Origin of the sequence: Rhizobium anhuiense bv. trifolii (genome assembly GCF_024346605.1) — a bacterium.
Classification (GTDB): Bacteria; Pseudomonadota; Alphaproteobacteria; order Rhizobiales; family Rhizobiaceae; genus Rhizobium; species Rhizobium anhuiense.
Genome location: NZ_CP098804.1, coordinates 440,228 through 465,937 on the forward strand (window position 1 = coordinate 440,228; position 25,710 = coordinate 465,937).

The following is a 25,710-nucleotide window of genomic DNA, read 5'->3' on the forward strand; positions in this document are numbered from 1 at the left end:
AAGGCATCTGTTGCCCACGGGTGTGGCTGATGCTCATCCCGACGGAGCAGCGGTATGAGCATCCCGCGCGATAACTACGTCGGCGAGCCCGACTATCCAACGCCCTGGACGACGAAGCAACCACGTGAAGGTTTGCGTGATCTTGACGAGGCAAAGATCGTCTCGCTGTCGCCGGATGTATGCCTGACGCCAGTCGGCTCTTCCGTTGTTCCCATCCCATACCCCATCGTCGACTATTGCGGGCACGACAAAGACTACACGCCATCTGTCCGCTTCACCGGCAAGAAGGCAATGGTCCGTCGGTCCTGTACGACCCACGTTCATGGCGATGCGCCGGGAACGAAAAAGGGGGTCAAATCCGGCACCGTTGAAAATATTTGTGAGCCGATCGGTCATGCCGACCAGGTGCGTGCCGAGGGTTCGCACGTCATCCGGCATCTCGACCGCTTCTGGATGAACAATCGGAATACGCAGGGCGAAGCGATCTTCGTGCGTGGGACTGAGACCTATGATCCGCCTGCGGATGACGATCCTATAATGGGATCATTGGCAGCCCAGAAGCCGATACAGCTTGCGTTTGATGCCACTTCCCCTGAAGGGCAGAGGTTGTTACGTGAATTCATGGCGCGGCAGGCAGAGCAAGGCGCGACACAGCCTAAAAGCGGTTCCTCGCTTGGACGCAAAGGTAATTTTGGCCGTCCCATTCCGGGCGGTGGATTAGCTGGAGCCGCAATTGCTCTCGGAGAGATACAAAATCAATATTACGCTGGCAGCAGACTTTGGCGCTTGCGAAATAGCCTTGAAGAACAAGGTACAGTGGTCGATCCAAGCAATCCCCGTGAACTTCAGGCGCTGTCAAATTATTCCGAAAATCTTGGTGGAACCAGCTTCATAAAGCGAAATTTCTTCGCGCCGATGACGGAGGACGAGGCTCTCAATCAACTGAAAATGGAGCTGCAAGAAGTTAGGAAACAAGAAGCGCGAGAAGCGACAGAAGCCGTCCTGAACTCTAAAAGGCTTGAAGCGGCCGTTGGTCAAGGTGTCCGGGTAGATGTCGATGAGGGTGAATGGCCATGTATTGTTGGCCCCTACAAATATGTCGAGACGATCTGCCCGGGCGAGGCGCATCATATCATTCCGGATATGGTATATCGTCTGGGCACGGCTCCGGAAACGCAGACAGAAAAAGAGTCCACCGCCGGGCGTATTCCCAATTCGCCTACCTATAATCAGGGACAGGCTATTTGCCTGTCGCCAGGCATGCACAGAACGGACGACGATGCCGTTCACAAGTCGCTCAATCCGGCTCTCGCGAGTTTGGGACAGAACTATAACCCTCAGGGAACGGCTCCGCTTGGTAAAATCAGAGATGAGGCACACAAGGCGATTGATCGGATCGAGGGGCTGCCCGAGAAATGTAAAAAAATGGCAAAGGATGCGGCGGACGCGCAAGTTAATATCAAATTTAGGCAACCTGGCCGCACTACGCTACGACCTCCCCGATTGCCGGGCGGACAAGGTGTAATCGATGTCCTAAAAGCCGGCACTTATTGAGGTAAGAAATATGAAACCGTACGATCCCCTACGCCTTGATCGAGCCCTTGCTCTGGGGAAAGACACGTTCTGCGTCGTGTTCAGCGGCAAGGATTATGAGGATATGTATTCCTACGTCCTGGTTCACGAAGGTGGGTTGGAACAGCCGTGGTCCCGTTCCGACGTCCCGCGTAAGATCGATGATCTTGCCGGTAGAATTGGAGAGAATGGACGGCCGATCATCTATGCTCTCAGCGATGAAGGCGATGTTTATACGCTGCCCATGGGCAAGGACTCCTCGCATCGTAAAATAGTCGGCGCTGGCGTCTATTCCGACGATGCGACCGATCTTGGATACGTCAATTCCATCGCCCTGATTGGGGATGCGCTGTTCATAACCGGCTATCACTCGCAGCTTTATCGTCTGGTCGAGAACGACATAGCCTGGTTCCACAAGGAAAAGCTGCCGCAAGCACCAGAAACATACGATTACCTCGTTTTCGGCAATCTGAATGGCTGGACCGAGAGCGATCTCTATATGAATGTGACCTATTCGCCGACAAGCACAAACAGGGAATTAACGGACGAAGAAGAGGAGGAGATGGGGCGCCTCTACCTAGCCGGCCGAAATGAAGAGGCCGCAGCCATTCGACGAGCCTCGGAGGGCTCAAGCCGTGTCCTGGAAGGCCGTCTTTATCATTGGAACGGGCAAGAATGGCGGATCATAGTCAAACCGCGCTCGGGGAAGTATTATCCAGAGCCAGCTACGCTTTCGGACATTTTCATCGAGTCCCCAGAGAAGGTCTGGGCCGTCGGCGGTAATGGCGTCATTTTGTGCGGGAATGCCGAACATGGCTTTCGGGATGTTTCTTTCAAGGGAAACAATGAAAAGCTGCATTCGATTACGAAATTCAAGGATCGGATGGTGATAGCCTCAGACTACGCTTTGCATTGGTTCGACGGGCATCTGTTGTCACCTTTGAAGCCCGTCCTTGATCCGAGCATCAATCGCAACATTCCGAACCCGCTCAAAGTCCAGGCTGTCGATGACGTCCTGTATTATTTCGACTCGAAGCATGGCGTGCACACCTTTGACGGTGATCGCTGGACAGAAATCGAAATTCCACCTGAGTTGTTGGAACGCGATTTCAAAGGGTTGCCGCCTAAACCTCGATGACCGACGCCCCTGACGACGATGAAGATTTCGAGGAGCTGCCGGACAATGGTCAAAATACGCCGTTCTGTCCGTTCTGCGCGAGAAAATACGGGGGCTGCGGGGCGCCGAAGGATTTTCTTAAGCGTTGCCGCCTTGGATGGGATCGCTGTCTGTCAACGGATGATACCGGCTCGGTCACAAGCGGCAGCGGCGCAATTGTTCGGCATGCAAACGGGAATACGAGATGGTCCACGGCATTTGTGTTCTTACGATTCATCGCGGGGCTGATGCCCGCGATGCGTTGCGCTAAGGCTCGCTGCGCATGGTCGAGACCACCAACAGCTCCGGACGGAATATGGCGCATCAGGATCGAGCCGATGGTCCCGACACCGGTGCGGCGGTCACGGATCTCGGAGATCAGAAGGCCAGATTCTGCGCCGAAGTCGCGGCATTGGCCAATGCTGCCATGAACGGGGATCTCAGGCGGCGAATGAATGCCGACTATGCGGATCCGGATCTGCGCCGTTCGGCAGTGATCCTCAACGAGCTGATTTTGTCGATCGACGGCAACCTGTCCGATTTCAACGATGCGATGGCCGCTTTTGCGCAAGGGGATCTGCGCGTCAGCGTGCGGGCCAAGCACCGCGGCGCATTCGGGCAATTGCAGAAGAACTTCAATCTGGCCGTGGCAACGATCCGCTCGGTGCTGGGGGAGCAAGGCTCAGAACGGTTCAGAGACAAGGCGACAAAATTCGGCCGGATGCTGGCAGCCGTCAAATCGAAGGGAATTACCTTCGGAGTTCGGGTCCCCGACGAAGATGCGCGGCCAATTCCCTCGCCTCCCCATGATCTCTGGCTGAAGCTTGCCGACGCCCTGGACGATTTCTCGATCTGAACGGCCGCCATGGCGCCGGTGCGCCGACCATTCGCGGCCGGACCGCACCGCAATTGCAACAGAGCGCCCCGTCTCCGACCGGGCGCCCCATCATTTTGCCGGCGATGCCTCTCAGCCTCAGAAAGGATAGTGCTGGGCGGAATCCTCTACCGTGATCCAGCGCAGGTCGGTGAATTCGGCGATTGCCGCCTTGCCGCCGAAGCGGCCGTAGCCGCTGCCCTTGACGCCGCCGAAGGGCATCTGCGCCTCGTCATGCAGCGTCGGGCCGTTGATATGGCAGATGCCGGATTCGATGCGCGCCGCAACCGCCATTGCCCGCTGGATGTCACGGCTGAAGACGGCTGATGACAGGCCATACTCGGTGTCGTTGGCGATGCGAATGGCTTCCTCCTCACCGGCAACACGAATGATCGGCTTCACCGGGCCGAAGGATTCTTCCGCATAGACGCGCATCTCGGGGGTGACGTGATCGAGCAGCGTCGCCTCGACCACGGTGCCGGAGCGCTTGCCGCCGGCGACGAGCTTTGCACCCTTGGCCGTCGCGTCGGCGATCAGCTCCTCCATTTTCTTCGCGGCGTCGAGGCTGATCAGCGAGCCGAGCACGACGTGGCCCCGCGGGTCGCCGGCCGGCAGCTGGCTGGCGCGGGCGGCCAGTTTGGCGACGAACTGATCGGCGATCGTCTCGTCGACGATGATCCGCTCCGTCGACATGCAGATCTGGCCCTGATGCATGAAGGCGCCGAAAATGGCGGCATTGACGGCGCCGTCGATATCGGCGTCGTCGAGGACGACGAGCGGCGCCTTGCCGCCGAGCTCGAGAAGGGCGGGCTTGAGATGCTTGCCGCAGGTCTCGGCAATGATCTTGCCGACCTTGGTCGAGCCGGTGAAGTTCACGCGTTTGACGGCCGGATGGGCAATCAGCGCGGCGACGATCTCAGGCGCATCCTCCGGCGCGTTGGTGAGGACATTGATGACGCCGGCGGGCAGGCCCGCTTCGGTCAGCGCCGTGGCGATCAGCCGATGCGTGCCGGGGCATTGTTCGGATGCCTTGAGGACGACGGTGTTGCCGCAGGCGATCGGCATGGCGATGGCGCGGGTGGCGAGGATGACGGGCGCGTTCCAGGGAGCAATCGCCAGGCAGACGCCGGCGGCCTGGCGAACGCCCATGGCGAGCGTGCCGGGTTTGTCGGAAGGGATGATTTCGCCGGTGATTTGCGTCGTCATGGCGCCGGCCTCGCGCAGGATATTGGCGGCGAGCATGACATTGAAACCGGCCCAGGGTGCGGTTGCGCCGGTCTCCTCGATCATCAGCTGGGTAAACTCGCCGACTTTCGAATCCATGATATCGGCAGCCTTCATCAGGATGGCGCGGCGCTGGCCGGGGCCGGTCTTCGACCAGGCGCCGAAGGCAGCGGAGGCGGCATTGACGGCCGCGGCAACGTCGTCCAGGTCCGCCGCTGCGGCGCGGCTTGCGAGCTTCTCGGTGAAGGGATCGAGACGATCATAGGTCCGGCCGGTGGAGGCTGCGCGGTCGGCGCCGTTTATGAGGAGGGAAATATTCATCGGAGATCTCCTGGGAACAAGAACTAGAAGCCGAGGACTTCGGCGTTGATGGACGCTTCGAGGCCGCCGTCGGCGGCAAGATTGGCGCCGTTGACCCAGCGCGCGCCATCCGAGCAGAGGAAGAGCACGGCCGGCGCGATATCGGCTGAGGTGCCGGCCCGGCCGACGCGGGTGATGTCGCTGTCGACCCTGGCATCGCCGAGCACGGCGCGGAACTGCTTGAGGATCGGCGTTTCCACCGGTCCGGGGCTGACCGCATTGACCCGGATGCCGCGGCTTTTGAACAGCGGCTGGTGGGCGGCGCGCATGGTCCAGAGCAGCAGCAGTTCCTTGGAGAGCGGGTAGCCTTGCTCGTCCTTGAGGCCGTGTTCGGCCACAACCGCCGCCACGTCCGGAAAACCTTCTTTGCCGGCCAAGGCCTTTGCCCGCTCGAGATTGGCGCGCCAGCCGTAGCCGGCAATCGAGGCGACGTTGACGACGGCGCCGCCTTCGCGCAGGCGGGGTGCGACGGCTTCGGACAGGGCGCGAAGGCCATAGAAATTGACGGCGAGCGTCGAGGCGATACCGGTGCTGCCGGAAAGGCCGGCGACATTGGCGAGCGCGTCGAGGCGCGTCGGCAACTGCGCGACGATGTCGGCAACGCCTGCTGCCGTGGACAGATCACCCTTGATGAAGGCGGCACTTCCACCGGCCGGTTCGCGCACATCGACGCCGATGACCTCGGCCCCCATCTGGCCGGCCAGCTCGGCCGTGCGGGCGCCGATGCCGGAAGCCACGCCGGTCACCAGGATTGTTTTACCAAAAAGCATGAACGTCACCTTTCGCAAGAGAGTCCGGAAATAAGCCGGCTCATTCTTCCCATTTGATCTTATGCGGACCCGGCAATTTCAGCCGGTAGCCGACGGGCAGAAGTTGAAAATCGTAGCGGCGCTCGATTTCGCCCCACAGGCCGCGTGGCAGGTAGAGGGAGAAAATCAGGGCGGTGGCACCGAGGCCAATCAGGTACCAGACGCCGGCTGCGCCGAAGAAGGTCTCGATCACGAAGAACAGGATGGCGCCGAGGATGGCGCCCTCGAACTTGCCGATCCCGCCGACCAGCACCATGAAGATCATGTAGGCCGTCCACTGGACGCTGAAATAGGTCTTCGGCTGGAAGGTGGTGGCGGTTGCCAGCCACAGGCCTCCGGCGACGGCGATGCCGAAGGCGGCGAGCACGAAGAGCAGCCTCTTGGTCGCGATCACGCGCACGCCGACCGAGGTCGCCGCCTCCTCATTGTCGCGGATCGCCTGCATGGCAGCGCCCGCGCGGCTGCGCATCAGGATGAAGAGCGCGCCGAGCAGGGCGGCCATGGCCGCCAATGCGAGCCAGTAGATCGTCGCCCGCCGCGTGCCGCTGTCATAGACGTTGAGCGAAATCAGCGAGGTTCCGGTTTCTCCCTGGATCAGCCCGTCGAGGTTGACGAGCAGGTGGGCGAGAGTGGCGACCACCCACATGCCGATCGCAAACTCGCCGCCCTTCAGGCGCAGCATGAACAGCGAAAGCGGGATCGACAGCGCACCGGTGACGATCGCGGCGGCAAACAGCGCGACGAAGGGATTGAGCCCCGCATCGGCAAGCCGGATGGTGAAATAGGCGCCGAGGCCGAAGAACACCTGCTGGCCGACCGAAACCAGCCCGCCGAAACCGGCAAGCGCATTCCACATGGCGGCAAGGATCACGTAGATGAACAGGGCCGTCAGCCGGTCGATCGCGCCGGCGCCGAGCACGGCGGGAGCGAACATCAGCAAGGCGAGTACCGCGGCCATGGAGCCGAGCGCCACCCGAGACGATTTCGTCCAGCGCTCTATCGATATTCCGTTGGAGATGATGGTCATGTCGGGCTCCGGAGACGGGCGCGCAGCTTGAGAGAGGCGCCGAATTTGTCGAGAACCGGCATGCCGAACCGGGACAGCCTGACGAACAGCACCAGCAGGAACACGGCATGGCCGCCGATCAGGAAGCCTTGCGGATGCAATTGCGCGCCGAGCGATTGGGCAAGGCCGAGAACGATGCCGCCGGCAAGCGTGCCCCATAGTGATCCCGCTCCGCCGATCACGGCCGCCTCGAAGGCGAAGAGAAGCTGCGGGCCGCCGGCATAGGGGCTGAAGGTCGCCCGCATCCCGAGAAAGGCGCCGGCGATGCCGACCGTGACCATGGTGATCGCAGTGGCGACGGCGTTGACCCTGCGGGCATCGATGCCGACCAGTCCTGCCGTATCGGGATCTTCCGCCGTCGCGCGGATGGCGCGGCCGAGGGCAAAGCGGCTGAGGAAGAACTGCAGCGTGCCGAGAATGAGGACTGCGGCCACCATCATCATGACGGCAAGCTTGCCGACGAAGATGTGGCCGGGCAGCTGCCAGGAGGCATAGGACAGGTTGCCGATGAAGGGCGCGAGCGACCTTGTGTCGGCGCCGAACTGCTCGAACAGCAGGTTATCGATGACGATTGACAGGCCGAAGGTCGTGAGAATCGGCAGGAGCGTGCCGCCGCGGGCGCTGCGTTCCAGGATGAAGCGCTGCAGCAGCCAGCCGATGGCGGCCATCACCGGCAGCACGATCAGCAGGCCGTAGAAAGGCGGAATGCCGGCTTTGGCGGCGAGCAGCCACAGGCCGTAGGCGGCTGCGACCGCCAGGCTGCCATGCGCGAGATTGATGATCCGCATGACGGAGAACATGAAGGACAGGCCGCAGGCGATAACGGCGTAGTAACCGCCGAGCAGAATGCCCTGGAGCAGGGTATTGATCACGATGCGCTCCTTTCGCCGGCTGCCCGGTGCAATCCGAAATAGGCTTGGGTGACGTGCTCGCGCGTGACGGCCGCCGCCGGCCTGTCGAGGACGATGCGTCCCTCGAGCATGCAGATGACACGGCTTGCCACGCTCATGGCGCGGGCGAGATCCTGCTCGACGAGCACGATTGTTGTTCCCGACGTCAGCAGCGCTTGCAGCTGGGCATAGACGCGATCGACGACCAGAGGCGAAAGCCCGAGCGAGACCTCGTCCAGGAGAAGAATATCGGGATTGCTCATCAGCGCCCGGCCGATGGCGGTTGCCTGCTGTTCCCCGCCCGAGAGGTGCCCGGTCTTGGCGTGACGACGGGGTTTCAGGTTGGGAAAGGCGTCGAGCACGCGATCGATGCTCCACTCGCCCTTGCGGCCGGAGCTCTTTCCGAGAAGCAGGTTTTCCTCCACCGTCATCTGTGAAAACAGGCGCCGGCCTTCCGGCACCAGGGCGATGCCCTTGGCGATGCGCTTGTGGGACGGCACGGAAGCCAGATCTTCATCGTTGAGAAGGACGCGGCCGGAGGATGGAAGATGGGCGCCGGCGATCGATCGAAGCAGCGTCGTCTTGCCGGCGCCGTTCGCGCCGACCAGCGCCAGCACTTCGCCCTTGGCAAGATCGAAACTGACGCCGCGCACCGCCTGCAGCAGGCCGTGGCGGACGTCGAGGTCGCGGATGGAAAGAAGGCTCATGCGGGCGTCCCTCCAAGATAGGCCTTGACCACCTCCGCATTGCTCATGACCATTTTCGGTTCGCCATCGGCGATGATCCTGCCGGCGTCCATGCAGATCAGCCGTTCTGCCACCTGCAGCAGGATATGAACGATATGCTCGATCCAGACGATGCCGATGCCGCGGCGGCGCAATTCGAGGATGGTTTCGACGAGCTCGCTCGCCTCGCCATCGGTCAGGCCGCCGCCGATCTCGTCGAGCAGCAACAGTCTCGGCTGCGTGGCAAGCGCGCGGGCAAGCTCCAGCCGTTTGCGATCCAGCAGGCCGAGCGTATCGGCGGGGCGGTTGGCGACATCAAGCATGCCGCAGAGCGAAAGCGAATCCACCACGCGCTCATAGGCCTCGTCGCGGCTGGCGGCATTGCCGTGCGATGCGGCGACGAAAACATTCTCGAAGGTCGTCATGCCGCTGAAGGGTTTGGGAATCTGATGGGTCCGGACGAGCCCGGAGCGGCAGCGTTCCGCCGCCGTCCGGTTCGTCACGTCGGCGCCGTCGAAGGTGATGCTTCCCTCGCTCGGCGGAAAGGCGCCGGCGAGCACGCTGAGCAGGGTCGTCTTGCCCGCGCCGTTCGGCCCGACAATGCCCACCGCCTCGCCATCGCCCATGGAAAAATCCAGATTCTCCAGGACCACCAGCGCGCCGAACCGCTTGTGGATCCCCTTGGCCGAGAGAAAGGCTCCTCCCGGCCGTCTTTGCGCTTGCTGCTGCACTTTGGTTATCCGTTGTAAGCGGTGAGCTTGGCGCCGACCGGGACGTTCGGGTCGGTGGCGTTTTCGGTGACGACATAGTCGAGCGCGAACTTCGAGCCCTCCGGCGCTTTCACCCATTGCGTGCCGATGATCGGCCCGGGAGAAACATTGGCGACGGGACCGCTGGTGAAGTCGACCTTGCCGGCAATCGTCGTGGTCTTCAGCGTGCTGAGCGCCTTGGCGACGGCCTCCTTGCTCTTGACGTCGGCGCTGGCTTTCAGCGCATCGAAGCCGGCGTCGAGAAGCGCAAGGCTGGCGCCGAGCTGCTGCGTCCACTGCTTGCCGCTCGCCGTTTCATAACCGTCGGCGAGTTCGGTTCCGGAGACACCGGTCAGCGTCGATTTGTAAGGGAAAGCCTTGTGCCAGTAGGCGGCGCTGCCGATGTTCAGGCCGAGGTCGCCGAGCGCCTCGATGTCGGAGGGAAACAGGCCCGTCTTGGCGATCTGGCAGATCTTGATCTGCTGGGTGAGGCCCTGCTGTGCGGCCTGACGCCAGAAGGCGGCGAAGTCGGGCGGGATCGGGAAGGAATTGAAGATCTCCACGCCCTCCTGCCTGAAGAGAGCGATCTGCGCGGTAAAGTCGGTGGTGCCGGTTTCATAGGCGCCCGGATCGACGATGGTGAAGCCTTCCTTGGCGAGCGCCGGCGCCAGATGGGCGCGGATCGCATTGCCGTCGGCATCGTTGGGATACATGACGCCGACCTTCTTGTTGGTCTCGATCAGGTTCCACTGCGAAACATAGGCCTTGTGGAATTCTTCGACGCCGAAGCCGAAATGATAGGTCCACTTGAACGGCGAGGGCGCGCCGGGCTTGGCGCCGCGGCCGAAATACCAGGCTTCCCAGGGCATGACCGTCGAGAGGCAGGGAATGCCGGCCGCTTCGCAGGCGTCGGCCACCGGGTTGATGGTTTCGGGCGTCGAGACGGCAAGCATCAGGTCGATCGACTGGTTGTTGATCAGGTCCTTCGCCAGCTGGCCGGCGCGCGAGGGATCGGACTGGGTATCCTGGTCGAGAATCTCCACCTTCCAGGTCTTGCCGCCCGCCTGCAGGCCGTTCGCCAGCGCCTTGCGCGCCAGGTCGAGCACATAGCCGTCCGTCTCGCCGAAGCCGCCGAGCGGGCCGGTGCGCGGGCTGATGAAGCCGACCTTCAGCGTGTCGCTGCTTTGAGCAAAGGCGGTGCGGCCGGAAAGCGCCAGCGCCGCGCCGCCCGCCACGGTCGATGCGATGAAAGAGCGGCGGCTCAGCGATGCCGCGTTGAATTTTCCGCTGCGGAAAATGCCGTTCATGAAATCATTCCTCCCTCTTGATGGGGCCTCCCAGCCCGTTCCCAATGTTCATTTCGGCCGATCTCAATTCAGATCGGGTAGTGCCGTTTTCCCGATGCGATGGTGACCCATCGGAGCTCGGTGAATTCATCGATCGCCGCCTTGCCGCCGAAGCGGCCGTAGCCGCTTGATTTGACGCCGCCGAAGGGCATTTGCGGCTCGTCGGAAACTGTCGCCTCGTTGATGTGGCAGATGCCGGATTCGAGCCGCATGGCGACGGCAAGCGCGGCATTGACGTCGGCGCTGAAAACGGCGGCGGACAGCCCGTATTCATTGTCGTTGGCAACCGTCACGGCCTCGTCGACGCTGCTGACCCGGATGATCGCGGCGACCGGTCCAAAGCTCTCCTCGCGGTAGATGCGCATGGCAGGTGTGACGTGATCGATGACGGTCGCATCCATCAGCGTGCCGTTGGCGTGACCGCCGCAGACGAGCATCGCGCCCTTCTGCAGCGCATCGTCGATGAGCGACCTGACGCGACGGATGGCTTCGGCGTTGATCAGCGTGCCGAGCGGCGTGTTGCCGTCCTTCGGGTTGCCGGCGACCAAGGTTGCGGCTTTCGCCCGGAACTTGCCGACGAAGCCGTCGGCGATCTCGTCCATCAGGATGATCCGTTCGGTCGACATGCAGATCTGGCCCTGGTTCATGAAGGCGCCGAAGGCGGCCGCACTGACGGCTTCGTCGATATCGGCGTCGGCCAGAACGATGAACGGCGCCTTGCCGCCGAGTTCGAGCAGGCAGCGCTTGAGATGTCTTGCCGCGGATTCGGCAATGATCCGGCCGACACGCGTCGAGCCGGTGAAATTGATGCGGCGCACGGCCGGATGGGCGATCAGGGCGTCGACAACGGCGGCGGCATCGCTCGGCGCATTGGAAACGACATTGACGACGCCGCGCGGAAAGCCGGCGTCACACAGGACGTCGCCGATCAGGCCATGGGTCTTCGGGCAGAGTTCGGAGGCCTTCAGGATGACCGTGTTGCCGCAGGCAAGCGGCATGGCGACGGCGCGGGTGCCGAGGATGATGGGCGCATTCCAGGGGGCAATGCCGACGCAGACGCCTGCCGGCTGGCGGACCGCCATGGCAAGGTTTCCCGGAATGCCTGAAGGAATGAGCTCGCCCGAGATTTGCGTGGTCATCGCCGCAGCCTCGCGGAGAATATCCGCGCCGAGCCCGCAATTGATCGCGGCCCATTGCGCGGTGGCGCCGGTTTCGCCGGTCATGGCGGCGATGAGTTCCGGTGCGCGCGCGTCCAGTATATCGGCGGCGGCATTCAGCAGCCTGCGCCGTTCGCCCGGCCCGGTCTGCGACCAGTCCGGATAGGCTGCCGCGGCCGCATTGGCAGCCCGTGTCATGTCGGCAACCGATCCGGCCGAGGCGATCGTTGCGACATCGCCGGTCAGCGGATCGATGCGCTCGAAGGTGGCCCCTTCGGAAGCATCCATCGCCTCGTTGTTGATCATCAGCTTTGCCGCGAACACTGTTCCACCCAATTCGTCACGTGTTGGCGCCAAGTGCCGGCGCCTGCTTTATTGCCATGGGGAGAAAACGAGCGGACGCGGCGCCACGAAGGTCGCCTGACGATTCCTGCATCTGCTGAAGAGCCTCCTCCCAAAGGCTGATGAGAAAAGGTTACGCCGATCCGGCGCGGATGGAATGCGATTTATTGGGTTAATATTGTAATTATCCGGTGATATCAGCATTGTTTGACGCGGGAATGGAGGAGAGGCCTTGGCAACGGACGGCGGGATTCATCACTATGCCAGGGGCGAGTGGCACGGGCCGTCGCTGTCGCACCGGCGCATCCGTTTCCAAAAAGGGCTGTATGCCGATTTCTACCATTTCCTTCTGCTGGGGGAGGGGAGCGGGGAGCTTCATTTCGACAATGGCGAACACCGGCCGCTGCACGGACCGCTGCTTGCCTTCCTGCCGCCGCAGGCGCGATGCGAGCTGTCGATATCAGCGGGAAGCGCGGCCCATCTGGTCGGCGCCTCGCCGCAGATCATGGTCGATGCGATCGGCGACAAGGTGGAATCCTATTCGCTGCGCATCTTCACCGAGCAGCGCAAGCTGGTCGAGGCACTGGATCCCTCAGCAGTGGCCGAAATCAGCCCGCTGATTTCGGGCTTCGTGCGGGAACTGGGCGATCCCGCCCGCTCCTCCTGGATGGTCGCATCCGCCTATATCAGGCTCATTCTGATGGCGCTGTGGCGCGGCTCCGATGGCGAGAGAAGCGAACAGCGCGGGCAGGGCGAAACCGGATCGATCCTGCAGAGATACCGGCAACTCGTCGAGGCCGGCTTCCGCCGGCACCGGCCGATCAGCGATTATGCCGCGGAATTGGGCGTCACGGCCGACCGGCTGCATTCCATCTGCCAAAGGGCGCTCGGCCGCTCGCCGATCCAGCTCCTGCACGAGCGCGTGGTGCAGGAGGCAAAGCTGAGATTGGAGCGATCAGCCCGCAATATCCAGGAAATCTCCGACAGCCTCGGCTTCCGCGACCCGACCTATTTCAGCCATTTCTTCAAACGCAAGACCGGCCTTTCCCCCGCCGGCTACCGCGAGATCGCCCGCGCTTCCGCCGGCTCGGAAAACAGCATGCTGTCTTCGGGCTATGCGGATTGGCCTTAGACTCGGGGCTCATTGGTCAAAGCTGGAATTTGCCGGTTTTGGATCGTAAATCACGTTTACATGGAGCGCAAACCGGCGTGGGACTGCAATGCTGCACCATAGCGGTCATTGCGCGCCGCAATCGGCTATGGCCGACATGGGGGCCGGTAGCAGTAAAGCCGGTTTTGCGCTTTCTCCGCAAGAAAGTGACACGAGCGCACGCCTCTCCCGCAACAAAATCGGCAACTATTTGCAGATGAAGCCGGATATTTTCGGTCAACAAATCTTTGGCTCAGTTGGCTCGTGCTTCAAAGCGGAAGGGCGCTGACCTTCTCAAAAAGCTTTTTCAAATGATGGTTCGACATATCTAGGATCGGCTCGTACATAAATGAGTTAATATGGATGTTTTCAGGAGTCATCAGGACGACCTGCTTCAGGCACTTGATGCTGGCCGGACTTGCTACCCCTAACTGTTCCACCTTTTGAAGTAGCTTAAAGGTCTGATTGTTTTTTATAGCATCTACAAAAGCCTGGTCGTTGATGGCGCCGATCATAAAAACCTCCGCTTTGATGCGGATGGCCATCGCCAAAACGATCTTGGTTTCCAGTTCGATTTGCTCCTCGCCCAAAGCACACGCCTGTTGCGCCCGTTCAAACAGCAAGTCAAACACCTTCCGGTCGCCATGCGGTAAGGCGAAATTCGTTTTGAAGGTGACGACCTTCTTAAATTCCTTTTCAAGGTCAAAAACTGTAAGGTTCTCAGAAGTCTGCTTCACGTGCAGATACCGCGTCAACTCGGCTTCCTCTGCCTCCATGCCTGCAAACTCGGCCACGTTCCGGACAAACGGAATCATCGCGATAAGGAAGTCATCGTGCGTTCCTTCCGGGAGCTTCTCCTTCCAATGCTTAAAAGGATTGTTCTGATATTTTTCTTCACGTATGTGGACACCCGAGTCGCTACGGAGCGTATGGAACTTATTGTCCCTTCCAAGATCCAATCGACTAGATACGGTGCGGTAAAAGTCATAGTTGTGAGTAAGGATAATCTGATAAAAGAAATCCACGTCGGTAATGTCGCGTAGATATTCAATGATTGCGTACTTGTTTTTATAGTCGAACGAGTCGGCGATGTCATCGAAGACAAAAATTGTCTTCACCGCACCTTCCTTCCTCGCGATAACCTCAAAGATTATGTTGAGAAGATACAGGGCGCGTTTTTCTCCGTTCGATAGGATGCGAACGAGGTCGAGCTCCTCAACCGCAACTTCGGTTCCGTCATGTCCTTTGAAACGGAACCGGATGCTCGGTGCATCAGCTTTTAAAATCACGTCATGCTGGTTTTCCATTGTGACAATGAAGGGTACGGAAAAACGGCCATTAAATTCATCCAGTACGTCTCCCCAGCGGGTCGCTTCCTGCCGTGCTTCGTTAACGATTTCCTCGAGTTCCCCGCGGCCTCGATCGTACGTACCCAAGGCATCGTTCAGGAGATCAGCATTTAGGGCAAGATATGCAATCCATAAGCGCTGCCGCAGCCGATCTGGATTCGCAAGCTCCGGTATGAGCTTGTCGTACTCGGTAAGATAAGCACGAAACTCTTTCATGTCGACGTTCTTAGTCAAGAGTTTATCGATGCGCTCGAATTGTGCCTTTAGATCAGCATCATTGAGTATCTCGTCTTTTTCCTCCTGAATTATTTTTTCTAAGTCTTTCTCGGTCTTGATTTCTTTCCGCACATCCTTGTTGTTTACATAAACAGAGTGTTCAGCCTTGAAAAAGCCGTTAGCCTTCAAACTTTTCGCAACATCAGCCGCATTATTATGATTGAAAGCGCCTTTCCTAAAAAAGGTGGAATTGCTTACCAGGCGGTCGTACACCGCCATGTAGTTCTCAATGTCGCTGCGGAACGCTTCCGATTTTAGCTGCTCCGCAACCTTGGCCGAAAAAATTTGAGCATATTTTAGGTCTGCGAGTGCGGCGTACGGGTTCTCGTCAACCTCAGGCTTCAAGCGACGAACGGCCTTGAAGAATTCGTTTGGATCGCTAGCAATGTCCATTGCCAGCGCCTCTTCTACGCCGGCCTTCATGCCAGCAGCACTGCCTAAACTTGCGAGCAGAGCGTCCTTTTTCTTGTCAATCTCTCTGCGCACGTTTTCATATCGCTCGCGCAACCTGCTGTTTGCCAACAGTGTCGACATCCGATTGGATTTATATGCTTCATTGTAGGGCTCGACGACAAAAACGTTTTCTGCCGCAATATCGTGGCCAGCTTCGTCGACTATGGAGCGTTCAGTCTCCCGCTCCTTATGAACACGATCGCAAGAAGGTCTTCCCTCTGAAACGTCTTTGAACGTCAGTGCCAGAGAACTTTTCATTATGCCGTTAGCAGCGTAAACTACGTTTTGGCGCTTCTTCGAAAAATCGAATTTATGGCTTAGAGAGGTAATTCCGTAACAATTCTTGAGATCGACAGTTATACTATTCATATTTCCTCCGCTGACCTGGCAGGCATTCTAACCGGCGGTTCGCCTCAAGGAATCTAATCCTATCAGCGCGTGGTGATTCCCGTAAGTAGGCGTTAGCATGAATCGGCGTAGTGCTCGCGGCTAAGTGGTGGGTTGCCAATTTCTTCGCGAACGGTTGCCGTCCGCTTTCAGCACGCATCAGCCGCTCAAGTTGGCTTGACCTCGAAGAACAACCCAACCTCACGACAGCGCAAAAATCCTCACCTCTCTCCCGATGCCCTGAAGCTCCGCCAGCCGGGAGACCGATGAGATGCCGCCGTCACGCAGGATCTCCGAAACCTGGGCATCCCCGACAATCGCCTCCGTCGTCATGATCACATTGGGATCGGCAAGGCCCTGGACGCGGGAGGCGATGTTGACGGTTTGGCCGAAATAGTCCTGCCGGTCGTTGAGATTGACGGCGAGGCATGGTCCCTCGTGAATTCCGATCTTCAGCAGAAGGTCGTCGCTGCCGTGTTCGGCATTCAGCCGCAGCATCGCCTCGCGCATCCTGAGTGCTGCCGCCACCGCGCGGTCCGGGCTCGGGAAGGTCGCCATCACGGCATCGCCTATGGTTTTGACGACGGCTCCGGCCTCTGTGGCGACGATCTCGTGAAGAACCCTGAAATGCGCGCGCACCAGATCGAAAGCGGCAAGATCTCCGACGCGCTCGTAGAGCGCGGTCGAGCCCCTCAAGTCGGTGAAAAGGAAGGTCAGGCTGGTGATCTTGAGGCGCTGGTCGACGTCAAGCGTGTCGGTGCGATAGATGTCCCGGAAGCTCTGGTTCGTCAGCAGGCGCTTGGCCGTCAGAAAAGGCCGCCTGCGGCCCAGGAGGTCGTGCAGTTCGTCTCCGGCGATGCAGACATTCGGTACCACTCGGCGATCGGTGTGGTTCTCGAGGGTGAGCCGCAGCAGGCCGGGACGAAGGATCAGCGTTTCGTTCAGCGCATGCGTCCGGCTGATGATCATCGAGAGGGTTTGACGTTCGTCGGTGGGCTCGCCCTGCACATCGATGAACTGCGCCGAATGGGTGACCGCATCGAAGATGATGACGAACTGCGCCGGCAGTTGTAGGGAGACGAACGCCTTCTCGCCCGGCGCCAGTTCGATCATCTCCAGCTGGATCCGATCGAACTTCGCCTCCAGGTCCTCCGGCAGGTCGACGCCGGAGCTGAAGAAGATCTGGCGGTAGTATTCAAGGGGAGGCAGCCGATCGGGGTCGTGGGCGGCAATCCTGCGCACTCTTGGACTAACGGTGAAGGTTACCTCGACCATCTCGTCGAGGGTCGGTTCGTATCCGGCCGCGCAGAGCGCGCAATGGTAGGTGTCCTGGACGACCCCTTTGAGGGTTGCGCCGCTGTCGAGGACGCCGCCGCATCCCGGGCAAAGGACGTTCCAGGTCATTTCGAAGACGCCGATGCGGGCGGCATGCAGAAGCGCCGCGATGGTTTTCTCTTCATCGAGATGATGCTTGTCGGCAAAGGCGAGCGCATTGATGCGATTGAGATCGCGATCCGAGCCATGTTTGACGACGTTTTCGATGCACTCGACCGTCTGCGGGTCAGCCGCCTGTCGCAGGGTGGCAAAAAGCACGTCCATTTCACTCATGAGACAAGTCTCCGTGTGCAGAACCCACGGCGGACGACGCCAGGGCCGGGATCATAACACGGGACTTTCCCAAGCGAAATCTATCAGCTTGGATGCGGCTTACTTCCCAAGCTTGAGGGGGTTTTCAGCTCCCCTTGTATATCCGCTTCAGCGCTGCCAGCAGTCCATCCATTTCGTCCTGCGAAAACAGACCGATGAAACGCCGCTCATGCTTGTCGATCAACTCACGCGCCCGCGCGAGCATCGCGCGTCCCGCTTTCGTCAGATGCAGTTCCTGGCGGCGGCGGTCGGCCGCGGAGGGGCGGCGTTCGATCAGGTCGCGGGCGGCCAGCCGGTTGACGAGGGCCATCATCGTCGCCCGGTCAGTGCCGAGCGTGTTGGCAAGGTCGATTTGCGATGCGCCGGGATTGCCGGCGACGAGTTCCATCACGGCGAGCTGCTTCTGCGTCAGCGCCAGCTCCTCCATGGTTTCGGCAAAGTCGCGATAGATTGCAACATGCGCCATGCGCAGATGGAAGCCGAGCAGATCGCCAAGCCGGCCGACGTCGAGCGCCGGCGTCGCGGGGGCATCTTCGCCCTCGACATCGTCCCGCGGTGATTTTGTGCCCATGGTTCGCTCTCGCTTCATTCAGGGTCATAACCATCAAAATCAGCGGGTTAGTCAATATCGGCATTGCGGATTTCCCCGCGTCCATTCGAACGATCGCATTTGCCTTGAACAGCCTCTTGCATCTCTATGGAAAAATATTAGTATGTGTTACATACAAATTTGATGCCGGCTGCAGAGGAGCGGCGGGCATGGGAGGAGAACATGGCGCATTCCTTTTCCGGGATGGTTTCGTCGGCAGATTGCGGACTGGTGACGGATGATCCGATCCTTTACCGCGTCCGCGTCGCGCCGGACCGTCCGGCCCTGTTCGAGATCGCCACCGGCCGGCAGCTTAGCTATGCCGAGCTCGATGCGCGGATCGCCCGCTGCGCCGGCTTGCTCAACGATATGCTCGGGGCGCGGCGGGATGGGGCGCGTGTCGCCATGCTGGCGCGCAATTCGGTGGATTCGATCGTGCTTGCCTTTGCCTGCCAGCGCGCCGCCGCCATCTACGTGCCGCTCAACTGGCGCCTCAACGCCGCCGAGCTTCGGCCGATCCTCGCCGATTGCACGCCGGCTCTGCTCGTTCACGACGAGGAGTTCGCGGCAACGGTGGTAAGCGTCGCGAGCGTCGATCCCGAAATGGCGGTGATATCGACGGCCGATGGCCCGGCCGGGCTCGCCGCGCGGATCGAGGCGAGCCGTCCGGCCGGCCCGGTGCCCGCCGATGCCGATGAACCTTGCGTGCTTCTCTACACCTCGGGCACGACGGGGCAGCCGAAGGGCGTCGTCATCACCCGCCGCAACGCCTTTTTCGCCGCCATCAATTTTTCCATGGTCGGAGAGATCGGGCCAGGTTCCGTCGCATTGTGCGACCTGCCGTTCTTTCACACGATCGGGCTGATCGCGGTGGCGCGCACCACGTTGATGCTGGGCGGCACGCTTGTCATTTCCGACCGCTTCACGCCGGCGCGCACGCTTGCAGCCCTTGCCGACCGGCGGCGCTGCATCACCCATTATTTCGCCGTGCCGCAGATCGCGCTCGCCTTGCGCAACGACCCCGCCTATAGCGCTGCGGCGCTTTCCGGCCTGCATGCGCTCTTCGTCGGCGGCGCGCCGCTGACGCAGGCGCTGATCGAAAGCTATCTCGACGACGGCGTTGCGCTGGTCAACGGCTACGGCATGAGCGAGGCCGGAACGGTGCTGCATGTGCCGATCGACCGGCGCGCCGTGCAGGATAATCCCGGCAGCGTCGGTCTTCCCGCGCCGTTACTCGACATTCGCATCGTCGGCGAGGACGGCCGCGACGTTGGCGAAGACGAAATGGGCGAACTCTGGCTGCGCGGGCCGGCGGTAACGCCGGGCTACTGGAACAAGCCGCGGGAAACCGCGGCCGCTTTCACCGACGGCTGGTACCGCACCGGCGATCTCGGCCGACGCGAAGCGAACGGCTTCTATCGCATCGTCGACCGGCTGAAGGACATGTATATCAGCGGCGGCGAGAATGTTTACCCCGCCGAGGTCGAGGCGGCGCTCGCGAGCCATCCCGATATTCTCGATGCCGCGGTCGTCGGCATTCCCGACCTCAGGTGGGGCGAATGCGGCGTCGCCTATATCGTGCTGCGGCCAGGTGCATTGGCAACGGGCGATGAGATCGCCGGCCATTGCGCGGCAAGGCTTGCCGCCTTCAAGCGTCCGGCGCGCATCCTCTTCGTCGAAACCATTCCCCGCACCGCCTCCGGCAAGGTGCAGAAACATGTTCTGCGCCAGTTCCATTCCGACGAAACCCTTCAACGACAGGCCTTGTGACGCGGGTTCCCGCCTTCACGCCGAAACCAATGGAGTAAACCATGACTGAAATGAAATCGCCGGTTCTGGTCGAATTCGACAACGGCATCGCTTTCGTGACCCTCAACCGTCCGGAAAAGCGCAATGCGATGAATCCGGCCCTGAATGCCCGGATGCTCGAGGTGCTCGACGAACTCGAGGGCGACGAGCGCTGCGGCGTCCTCGTCCTGCGCGGCGCCGGCGAATCCTGGTCGGCCGGCATGGATCTGAAGGAATATTTCCGCGACAACGACGGCAAGCCGCGTGACGCCACGCTGAAGGCGCGGCGCCAATCCGGCAACTGGTGGAGCCGGCTGATGTATTTCGAAAAGCCGACCATCGCCATGGTCAACGGCTGGTGCTTCGGCGGCGCCTTCACGCCGCTCGTGTCCTGCGATCTTGCCATCGCCGCCGAGGAGGCGAAATTCGGCCTTTCCGAGATCAACTGGGGCATTCTGCCGGGCGGCAACGTCACCCGTGCGGTTGCCGAAGTGATGCGCCATCGCGACGCGCTCTATTACATCATGACCGGTGAGCTGTTCGATGGGTGCAAGGCTGCGGAAATGGGTCTCGTCAACGAAGCGGTGCCGCTGGCCGAGCTTGAAACCCGGGTCCGCAAGATCTGCGCCAGCCTGCTCGAAAAGAACCCGGTGACGCTGAAGGCCGCCAAGGACACCTACAAGCGGGTGCGCAACCTGCCATGGGATCTCGCCGACGATTACATCTACGCCAAGCTGGAGCAGATGCTGTTTCTCGACAAGACCAAGGGGCGCGACGAGGGACTGAAACAGTTCCTCGACGACAAGACCTATCAGCCGGGGCTCGGCGCTTACAAGCGCGGCTGAGCGCGCGTTGATTTCGGGAGGAGGAAAAGCAATGAAAATCCATGCCGCGGTGGCGCGTGCGCCGCATATGCCGTTTTCGCTGGAAAGGCTCGATCTGGAGGAGCCGCGCGAGGGCGAGATCCTGGTTCGCGTCGTGGCGACAGGGGTCTGCCACACCGATATCGTCATGCGTGACCAGCACCTGCCGGTGCCGCAGCCGGTCGTGCTCGGCCACGAGGGCGCCGGCATCGTCGAGCGGGTCGGGCCGGGTGTCGCCAAGGTCAAGCCCGGCGATCATGTGGTCATGACCTTCAACTCCTGTGGCCATTGCCCGAGCTGCAATGATCACGAGGAAACCTATTGCCACGAATTCTTCCCGCGCAACTTTTTCGGTGCGCGTGCCGATGGTTCGAGCGGGCTCTCATGCGAGGGGGAGCGGGTTCACGGCAATATTTTCGGGCAATCCTCCTTTGCCAGCCATGCGCTGTGCCATGAACGCAATATCGTGAAAGTGCCTGGAGATGCCGATCTGGCGCTGCTCGGGCCGCTCGCCTGCGGCATCCAGACCGGCGCCGGCGCGGTCATGAACGCGCTCAAGGTCGAACCGGGAAAAGTGCTCGCGGTTTTCGGCATGGGCTCCGTCGGTCTTGCCGCGGTGATGGCGGCACGGGTCGTCGGCGCTTCGCGGATCATCGCCGTCGACGTCAACGAGACGCGGCTGGCGCTTGCGGCCGAACTCGGCGCGACCGATATCGTCAACGGCAAGGCGAGCGACGCGGTTGCCGCGATCATGGCGCTGACCGGCGCCGGCGTCGATTATGCGATCGATGCCTCCGGTGTGCCCGCGGTCATCGACCAGTGCGTGCGGGTGCTGGCGCCGCGCGGCACCTGCGGCATCGTCGGGGCCTCGCCGCACGGCGCGACGCTGACGCTGGATCTCACCCATATCCTCTCCGGCGGACGCCGCGTCCGCGGCATCGTCGAGGGCGATTCCAATCCGGACGTGCTGATCCCGCTGTTGATCGACCTGCATCGGCAGGGTCGCTTCCCCTTCGACAGGCTCGTCACCTTCTATGATTTCGCCGACATCAACCAGGCGGTGGAGGATTCGGAAAAGGGCATTGTGCTGAAACCGATCGTACGCCAGCCGGCCGTCTGACACCGTTCAAGGGAGGAAACAATGAACACCGTCACCCCGATCGCCACCGATACCAGTGCCGATGCCATGAAGGCGCTGCTGGACCGGCAAAAGACGTCTTTCCTGAGGGAAGGGCCGCCAAGCATCGTGACCCGCATCGATCGCATCGACCGCGTCATCGCCCTTCTGGTCGATCATAAGGATGCGATCGCCGCGGCCCTCTCGGACGACTTCGGCAGCCGCAGCGTCGAGGCGAGCCTGCTTCTCGACGTCTTCACCTGCGTCGGTTCGCTCAAATATGCCAAGGCCCATCTTGCCGAGTGGCTGAAGCCCGAGCAGCACGAGGCATTGTTCCCGGACGCGGTGGCTGAAGTGGTCTATCAGCCGAAAGGGGTTGTCGGAATCCTCAGCCCCTGGAATTTCCCCTATCAGCTCGCCCTTGCGCCGCTTGCCGGCATTCTCGCCGCCGGCAACCGCGCCATGATCAAGCCGTCGGAGGTGACGCCGGCTTCATCAGCCCTGATGGCGGAGCTCATCGCCGGCGCCTTCGACGAAACGGAAATCTCAGTCGTTCAGGGCGGACCGGCGACGGGCACTGCCTTCACGTCACTGGCCTTCGACCACCTGATCTTCACTGGGGGGACCGCGATCGCCCATCATGTCATGCGGGCGGCGGCGGAAAACCTGACGCCGCTGACGCTTGAACTCGGCGGCAAGTCGCCCGTCATCGTCGGCCGCTCGGCCGATCTCGCAGACGCGGCGCGCCGCATCATGACGGTCAAGACGCTGAATGCCGGCCAGATCTGCCTTGCGCCCGATCATGTCTATGTACCTGAGGAAAGCGTCGAAGCCTTTGCCGGACACGCGGTCGCGGCGGTCGGCGCGATGTATCCGGCGTTGAAGGAAAATCCCGATTACACCTCGATCGTCAACGCTCGCCATCACGCCCGCGTCCAGGGCTTGATCGACGATGCCAGGGCCAAGGGCGCTGGGATCGTCGAGATCAACCCGGCGGCGGAGAATTTCTCCCAGCAATCGGCCCATCGCATGCCCCCGACCCTGATCCTCGACCCGACGGAAGACATGCGCGTGCTGCAGGAGGAAATCTTCGGGCCTGTGCTGCCGGTCATTGCCTATCGCGATATCGCCGACGTCATCGATCGGATCAATGCCAGGCCGCGCCCGCTCGCCCTCTATTACTTCAGCCAGGATCGGCAAGAGGAACGCCGTGTCCTCGACAATACGACTTCAGGCGGGGTGACGGTCAACGACTGCATGAGCCACGTCACGGCGGAAGGCCTGCCCTTCGGCGGCGTCGGCCATTCGGGCATGGGAGCCTATCACGGCAAATTCGGCTTCCTCGCCTTCTCGCATCCGCGCGCCGTCTATCACCAGAGCAAGATGGTGGAAGCGGAATACATGATGCGGCCGCCCTATGGCGAGGCGATGCGTGGCTTTTTGGCTGCGGCGATCTGCAAGTAGTGAAAGAGCCGGGATCGTGACCGCGGGTGCGTTATGAACAGCAACGGCGCGATCTTTCTCGTAGCTTCACGAGCGCTTTGGTGCACAACACGATAGTCCAAATGCGCATGCTTGTCCGGATAGCGCAACTATTGCGCTATCCGGATAGATGTCCCGAGGCCCAGGATGCAGTTGTTAAGCATGCCTTATCGCATCGGGCGCTATCCGTTGAACTGCAGCGCATTGCGGACATGATGTCTCCTGCCGTCTTCGGGCATGACCTTTCAATCCGGTTCAGCGTCTTTCTCATGTCGTCAAATCTGGCAGAAAGGCCCTGCGCATACTTAACCGTCTCCAGCACTCGCTTCGGCCCGGAGACGCATCTGCAAATGAAATAGCCTGATGGGTCTCCGATTTAACTAAGCTCAAACCAGTGTTGCCCTATGATCAGTTCGGTACATGTATTGGAAGGTGGATCCAACGCAGTGAGTGGCATCTGGACGCAATTCGGTGGCAACCTTTCTTTCGTGTGCCTGGCAATTTCGCTCTGGGCGCATTTTTCGATCCAATTTCAGCGCAGTTCGGCCAGGCAGGAGAAAATCGCCTTCGGAATCGTAGCCGGCGCGGCCTCGATCGGATCGATATTGCTGGCCGTCGAATTCAATCCCGGCCTCTATATCGACTTGCGCTTCTCGCCGCTCGCTTTGGCGGGCATGTTCGGCGGACCGATTGCGGCGGCTTTTGCGGCGTCGCTGGCGATGGCCTTTCGCTTCTGGGTCGGCGGCACGGCAATGATCGACGGTCTGGTCGCGATTGCTGTCGCGACCGGCATCGGCCTGGTTGGCAATTTCTGGATCCGCAAGAGATCTCCCCGGCTCATGGACGTTGGCCTGCTGGGCCTCGCGCTCGGCGCCTCTCTTGTCGTGTTGATGGCGACGCTTCCCACCCTGGTGCACGCCCGTGTGCTGGCCATGATCGGTCTGCCCATGACCGTATTGAACTGCCTGGCGACTGCGCTGTGTGGTTTCATTCTGTTGAAGACCCAACAATGGGCGCTGGAGCGAAGCATATTGGTGACCGCATTTTCGCAGTCGCCCGACTATCTCTACGTGAAGGATCGAAACAGCCGGTTCATCACCGTCAACGAAAATATGATCCGCCTTTATCGTTTCAAGACGACGGCGGAGATGACCGGATTGTCAGATTTTAATCTCCTGTCGCGCCCGCTTGCTGAAGAATTGTATTATCTCGAACAGCAGCTTATGGACACCGGGGTGCCTCTGATCGACTCTACCGAGCATATCGAAGGCAGATCCCTGCTCGCCTCCAAGGTGCCGCTGCGGGATAGGCAGGGGCGGGTGATCGGCCTTGCGGGCGTAACACGTGACATTACGGAGCGTACCGTCCTGGAGCGGGAATTGCGCGAAAGCAAGAACCTGCTGTCGCATGCGATGGCCGGCATGTCCGACGGTATCGCCATGTACGACAGCAAGGGTTTCCTTGTTTTCTGCAACGAGCAGTATCGCACCGCCTTTCCGCTATCCGGGGATGCGCGCGTGGTTGGCGCCCATATCAGCGACATTCTCCGCCGCGTCGCCGAAACAAACGAGCGCACCGGTATTCCGGACAGTGACCTCGAAGAATGGATCAAGGTCGCCAGTGCTGCGCTGCACAGCAACAAGGACGAAGAGGTCCAGCTTTATAACGGCGACTGGCGCAGCATCCGGACAAGGCTTGCCGAAGACGGCACGGCGATGGCCGTCGTCTCGGACGTCACCGCGACGAAGCAGGCGGAAATCGCGCTCAGGCTGTCGGCGGAGCAACTGAAGTCCCTTGCCGAGACCGACGGGCTCACCGGCATCGTCAATCGTCGGGCCTTCGACGAAGCTTTCGCACGCGAGACCACCGGCAGCGCCAGGAAGAACACGCCGTTCAGCCTGCTGATGGTCGATATCGACCGCTTCAAGGCCTATAACGACACCTACGGTCATCCCGCCGGAGACCAATGCCTGCGTGTCGTCAGCAAGTGCCTTCGCCAGTCCGTCAGCCGGCCGGCAGACATCGTCGCACGTTACGGCGGAGAGGAATTCGTGGTTCTGCTTCCGGCGACCAGTGCGAAAGGGGCAATGATCGTTGCCGAGCAATTCGCACGTCTCCTAAACCAGGAGAATATCGTTCATTCCGGCAGCGAATTCGGACGAGTGACCGCCAGTATCGGCATATCCTGCGCGACCGGCGCCACCTTGAGGGTCAACCCGAACCGTCTCCTGACGGAGGCCGATGCGGCGCTCTACGACGCCAAGACGCAAGGCCGCAATCGCATCCTGGCCCATTCGCCCGACGAACGGCATGCCATGAAGGACGTTGGTTGATTGAAT

General features: G+C 60.9%; 21 protein-coding genes. 10 read left to right on the plus strand and 11 right to left on the minus strand.

Features of this window, described 5'->3' with window-relative positions:
• Positions 1 to 54: 54 nt before the first annotated feature.
• The 3 genes from NE851_RS33805 (at position 55) to NE851_RS33815 (ending at position 3,584) form a co-directional block, all read left to right on the plus strand.
• A complete protein-coding gene (locus NE851_RS33805) occupies positions 55 to 1,554 on the plus strand; it encodes a DUF4150 domain-containing protein (protein WP_132574937.1) in 1,500 nt (499 codons plus the stop codon).
• A 10-nt stretch (positions 1,555 to 1,564) separates the two neighbouring features.
• A complete protein-coding gene (locus NE851_RS33810) occupies positions 1,565 to 2,710 on the plus strand; it encodes a hypothetical protein (RefSeq protein WP_132574939.1) in 1,146 nt (381 codons plus the stop codon).
• Positions 2,711 to 3,011: 301 nt separating this feature from the next.
• Positions 3,012 to 3,584 carry a methyl-accepting chemotaxis protein gene (locus NE851_RS33815; RefSeq protein ID WP_132574941.1) on the plus strand — a complete coding sequence of 191 codons (573 nt, stop codon included), beginning with the start codon at positions 3,012 to 3,014 and terminating at the stop codon, positions 3,582 to 3,584.
• A 117-nt stretch (positions 3,585 to 3,701) separates the two neighbouring features.
• Here NE851_RS33815 and NE851_RS33820 read toward each other — a convergent pair whose 3' ends face one another.
• The 8 genes from NE851_RS33820 to NE851_RS33855 all read right to left on the minus strand — a co-directional run bounded on the left by NE851_RS33820 (position 3,702) and on the right by NE851_RS33855 (position 12,264).
• Positions 3,702 to 5,147, minus strand: coding sequence for an aldehyde dehydrogenase (locus tag NE851_RS33820; RefSeq protein WP_132574943.1), 1,446 nt, complete (start codon positions 5,145 to 5,147; stop codon positions 3,702 to 3,704).
• A 23-nt stretch (positions 5,148 to 5,170) separates the two neighbouring features.
• Positions 5,171 to 5,956 carry a coniferyl-alcohol dehydrogenase gene (locus NE851_RS33825; protein WP_132574945.1) on the minus strand — a complete coding sequence of 262 codons (786 nt, stop codon included), beginning with the start codon at positions 5,954 to 5,956 and terminating at the stop codon, positions 5,171 to 5,173.
• A gap of 40 nt (positions 5,957 to 5,996) precedes the next feature.
• Entirely contained in the window at positions 5,997 to 7,022 is a 1,026-nt protein-coding gene (locus tag NE851_RS33830) for a branched-chain amino acid ABC transporter permease (RefSeq protein ID WP_132574947.1), read from the minus strand.
• On the minus strand, positions 7,019 to 7,933 hold the full coding sequence (locus NE851_RS33835) for a branched-chain amino acid ABC transporter permease (protein WP_097543410.1): 915 nt from the start codon (positions 7,931 to 7,933) through the stop codon (positions 7,019 to 7,021). Before NE851_RS33835 ends, NE851_RS33830 begins: the two co-directional genes overlap by 4 nt.
• Positions 7,930 to 8,658 carry an ABC transporter ATP-binding protein gene (locus NE851_RS33840; protein ID WP_063474149.1) on the minus strand — a complete coding sequence of 243 codons (729 nt, stop codon included), beginning with the start codon at positions 8,656 to 8,658 and terminating at the stop codon, positions 7,930 to 7,932. Before NE851_RS33840 ends, NE851_RS33835 begins: the two co-directional genes overlap by 4 nt.
• Complete coding sequence (locus NE851_RS33845; protein WP_127430779.1) at positions 8,655 to 9,407, minus strand: ABC transporter ATP-binding protein; 753 nt, start codon at positions 9,405 to 9,407, stop codon at positions 8,655 to 8,657. The genes NE851_RS33840 and NE851_RS33845 overlap by 4 nt, the downstream gene beginning before the upstream one ends.
• A 5-nt stretch (positions 9,408 to 9,412) precedes the next feature.
• Complete coding sequence (locus NE851_RS33850) at positions 9,413 to 10,732, minus strand: ABC transporter substrate-binding protein (protein WP_048338163.1); 1,320 nt, start codon at positions 10,730 to 10,732, stop codon at positions 9,413 to 9,415.
• Positions 10,733 to 10,800: 68 nt separating this feature from the next.
• Positions 10,801 to 12,264: an aldehyde dehydrogenase gene (locus tag NE851_RS33855; RefSeq protein ID WP_254962684.1), complete on the minus strand. Its 1,464-nt coding sequence runs from the start codon at positions 12,262 to 12,264 to the stop codon at positions 10,801 to 10,803.
• A 238-nt stretch (positions 12,265 to 12,502) separates the two neighbouring features.
• Here NE851_RS33855 and NE851_RS33860 point away from each other — a divergent pair, with 238 nt between their 5' ends.
• Together NE851_RS33860 and NE851_RS33865 are read left to right on the plus strand one after the other, a co-directional pair.
• Positions 12,503 to 13,402, plus strand: a complete 900-nt coding sequence (locus tag NE851_RS33860) for a helix-turn-helix transcriptional regulator (RefSeq protein WP_254962491.1) — start codon at positions 12,503 to 12,505, stop codon at positions 13,400 to 13,402.
• An 88-nt stretch (positions 13,403 to 13,490) separates the two neighbouring features.
• Positions 13,491 to 13,709 carry a hypothetical protein gene (locus NE851_RS33865; RefSeq protein WP_254962492.1) on the plus strand — a complete coding sequence of 73 codons (219 nt, stop codon included), beginning with the start codon at positions 13,491 to 13,493 and terminating at the stop codon, positions 13,707 to 13,709.
• Here NE851_RS33865 and NE851_RS33870 read toward each other — a convergent pair.
• The 3 genes from NE851_RS33870 to NE851_RS33880 form a co-directional block, all read right to left on the minus strand.
• On the minus strand, positions 13,690 to 15,867 hold the full coding sequence (locus NE851_RS33870; RefSeq protein WP_254962493.1) for an ATP-binding protein: 2,178 nt from the start codon (positions 15,865 to 15,867) through the stop codon (positions 13,690 to 13,692). The genes NE851_RS33865 and NE851_RS33870 overlap by 20 nt on opposite strands.
• Positions 15,868 to 16,086: 219 nt before the next feature.
• Positions 16,087 to 17,493: an adenylate/guanylate cyclase domain-containing protein gene (locus NE851_RS33875; RefSeq protein ID WP_254962494.1), complete on the minus strand. Its 1,407-nt coding sequence runs from the start codon at positions 17,491 to 17,493 to the stop codon at positions 16,087 to 16,089.
• Positions 17,494 to 17,617: 124 nt separating this feature from the next.
• Positions 17,618 to 18,103 carry a MarR family winged helix-turn-helix transcriptional regulator gene (locus NE851_RS33880; protein ID WP_254962495.1) on the minus strand — a complete coding sequence of 162 codons (486 nt, stop codon included), beginning with the start codon at positions 18,101 to 18,103 and terminating at the stop codon, positions 17,618 to 17,620.
• Between the two features lie 201 nt (positions 18,104 to 18,304).
• Here NE851_RS33880 and NE851_RS33885 point away from each other — a divergent pair, with 201 nt between their 5' ends.
• The 5 genes from NE851_RS33885 to NE851_RS33905 all read left to right on the plus strand — a co-directional run bounded on the left by NE851_RS33885 (position 18,305) and on the right by NE851_RS33905 (position 25,704).
• Positions 18,305 to 19,891, plus strand: a complete 1,587-nt coding sequence (locus tag NE851_RS33885; RefSeq protein ID WP_254962496.1) for an AMP-binding protein — start codon at positions 18,305 to 18,307, stop codon at positions 19,889 to 19,891.
• A 41-nt stretch (positions 19,892 to 19,932) separates the two neighbouring features.
• Positions 19,933 to 20,754 (plus strand): p-hydroxycinnamoyl CoA hydratase/lyase, encoded by an 822-nt coding sequence (locus NE851_RS33890; protein ID WP_254962497.1) that lies wholly within the window; start codon positions 19,933 to 19,935, stop codon positions 20,752 to 20,754.
• A gap of 31 nt (positions 20,755 to 20,785) precedes the next feature.
• Positions 20,786 to 21,892 carry an NAD(P)-dependent alcohol dehydrogenase gene (locus NE851_RS33895; RefSeq protein ID WP_254962498.1) on the plus strand — a complete coding sequence of 369 codons (1,107 nt, stop codon included), beginning with the start codon at positions 20,786 to 20,788 and terminating at the stop codon, positions 21,890 to 21,892.
• Positions 21,893 to 21,913: 21 nt separating this feature from the next.
• Complete coding sequence (locus NE851_RS33900) at positions 21,914 to 23,353, plus strand: coniferyl aldehyde dehydrogenase (protein ID WP_127431930.1); 1,440 nt, start codon at positions 21,914 to 21,916, stop codon at positions 23,351 to 23,353.
• Positions 23,354 to 23,775: 422 nt separating this feature from the next.
• Entirely contained in the window at positions 23,776 to 25,704 is a 1,929-nt protein-coding gene (locus tag NE851_RS33905) for a diguanylate cyclase (RefSeq protein WP_127431931.1), read from the plus strand.
• Positions 25,705 to 25,710: the final 6 nt, after the last annotated feature.

Coding starts and splice junctions, on each gene's coding strand:
- NE851_RS33805 (WP_132574937.1), top strand. CDS start 55: ATGAGCATCCCGCGCGATAACTACGTCGGCGAGCCCGACTATCCAACG.
- NE851_RS33810 (WP_132574939.1), top strand. CDS start 1,565: ATGAAACCGTACGATCCCCTACGCCTTGATCGAGCCCTTGCTCTGGGG.
- NE851_RS33815 (WP_132574941.1), top strand. CDS start 3,012: ATGGTCGAGACCACCAACAGCTCCGGACGGAATATGGCGCATCAGGAT.
- NE851_RS33820 (WP_132574943.1), bottom strand. CDS start 5,147: ATGAATATTTCCCTCCTCATAAACGGCGCCGACCGCGCAGCCTCCACC.
- NE851_RS33825 (WP_132574945.1), bottom strand. CDS start 5,956: ATGCTTTTTGGTAAAACAATCCTGGTGACCGGCGTGGCTTCCGGCATC.
- NE851_RS33830 (WP_132574947.1), bottom strand. CDS start 7,022: ATGACCATCATCTCCAACGGAATATCGATAGAGCGCTGGACGAAATCG.
- NE851_RS33840 (WP_063474149.1), bottom strand. CDS start 8,658: ATGAGCCTTCTTTCCATCCGCGACCTCGACGTCCGCCACGGCCTGCTG.
- NE851_RS33850 (WP_048338163.1), bottom strand. CDS start 10,732: ATGAACGGCATTTTCCGCAGCGGAAAATTCAACGCGGCATCGCTGAGC.
- NE851_RS33865 (WP_254962492.1), top strand. CDS start 13,491: ATGCTGCACCATAGCGGTCATTGCGCGCCGCAATCGGCTATGGCCGAC.
- NE851_RS33870 (WP_254962493.1), bottom strand. CDS start 15,867: ATGAATAGTATAACTGTCGATCTCAAGAATTGTTACGGAATTACCTCT.
- NE851_RS33875 (WP_254962494.1), bottom strand. CDS start 17,493: ATGAGTGAAATGGACGTGCTTTTTGCCACCCTGCGACAGGCGGCTGAC.
- NE851_RS33880 (WP_254962495.1), bottom strand. CDS start 18,103: ATGGGCACAAAATCACCGCGGGACGATGTCGAGGGCGAAGATGCCCCC.
- NE851_RS33885 (WP_254962496.1), top strand. CDS start 18,305: ATGGCGCATTCCTTTTCCGGGATGGTTTCGTCGGCAGATTGCGGACTG.
- NE851_RS33890 (WP_254962497.1), top strand. CDS start 19,933: ATGACTGAAATGAAATCGCCGGTTCTGGTCGAATTCGACAACGGCATC.
- NE851_RS33895 (WP_254962498.1), top strand. CDS start 20,786: ATGAAAATCCATGCCGCGGTGGCGCGTGCGCCGCATATGCCGTTTTCG.
- NE851_RS33900 (WP_127431930.1), top strand. CDS start 21,914: ATGAACACCGTCACCCCGATCGCCACCGATACCAGTGCCGATGCCATG.
- NE851_RS33905 (WP_127431931.1), top strand. CDS start 23,776: ATGATCAGTTCGGTACATGTATTGGAAGGTGGATCCAACGCAGTGAGT.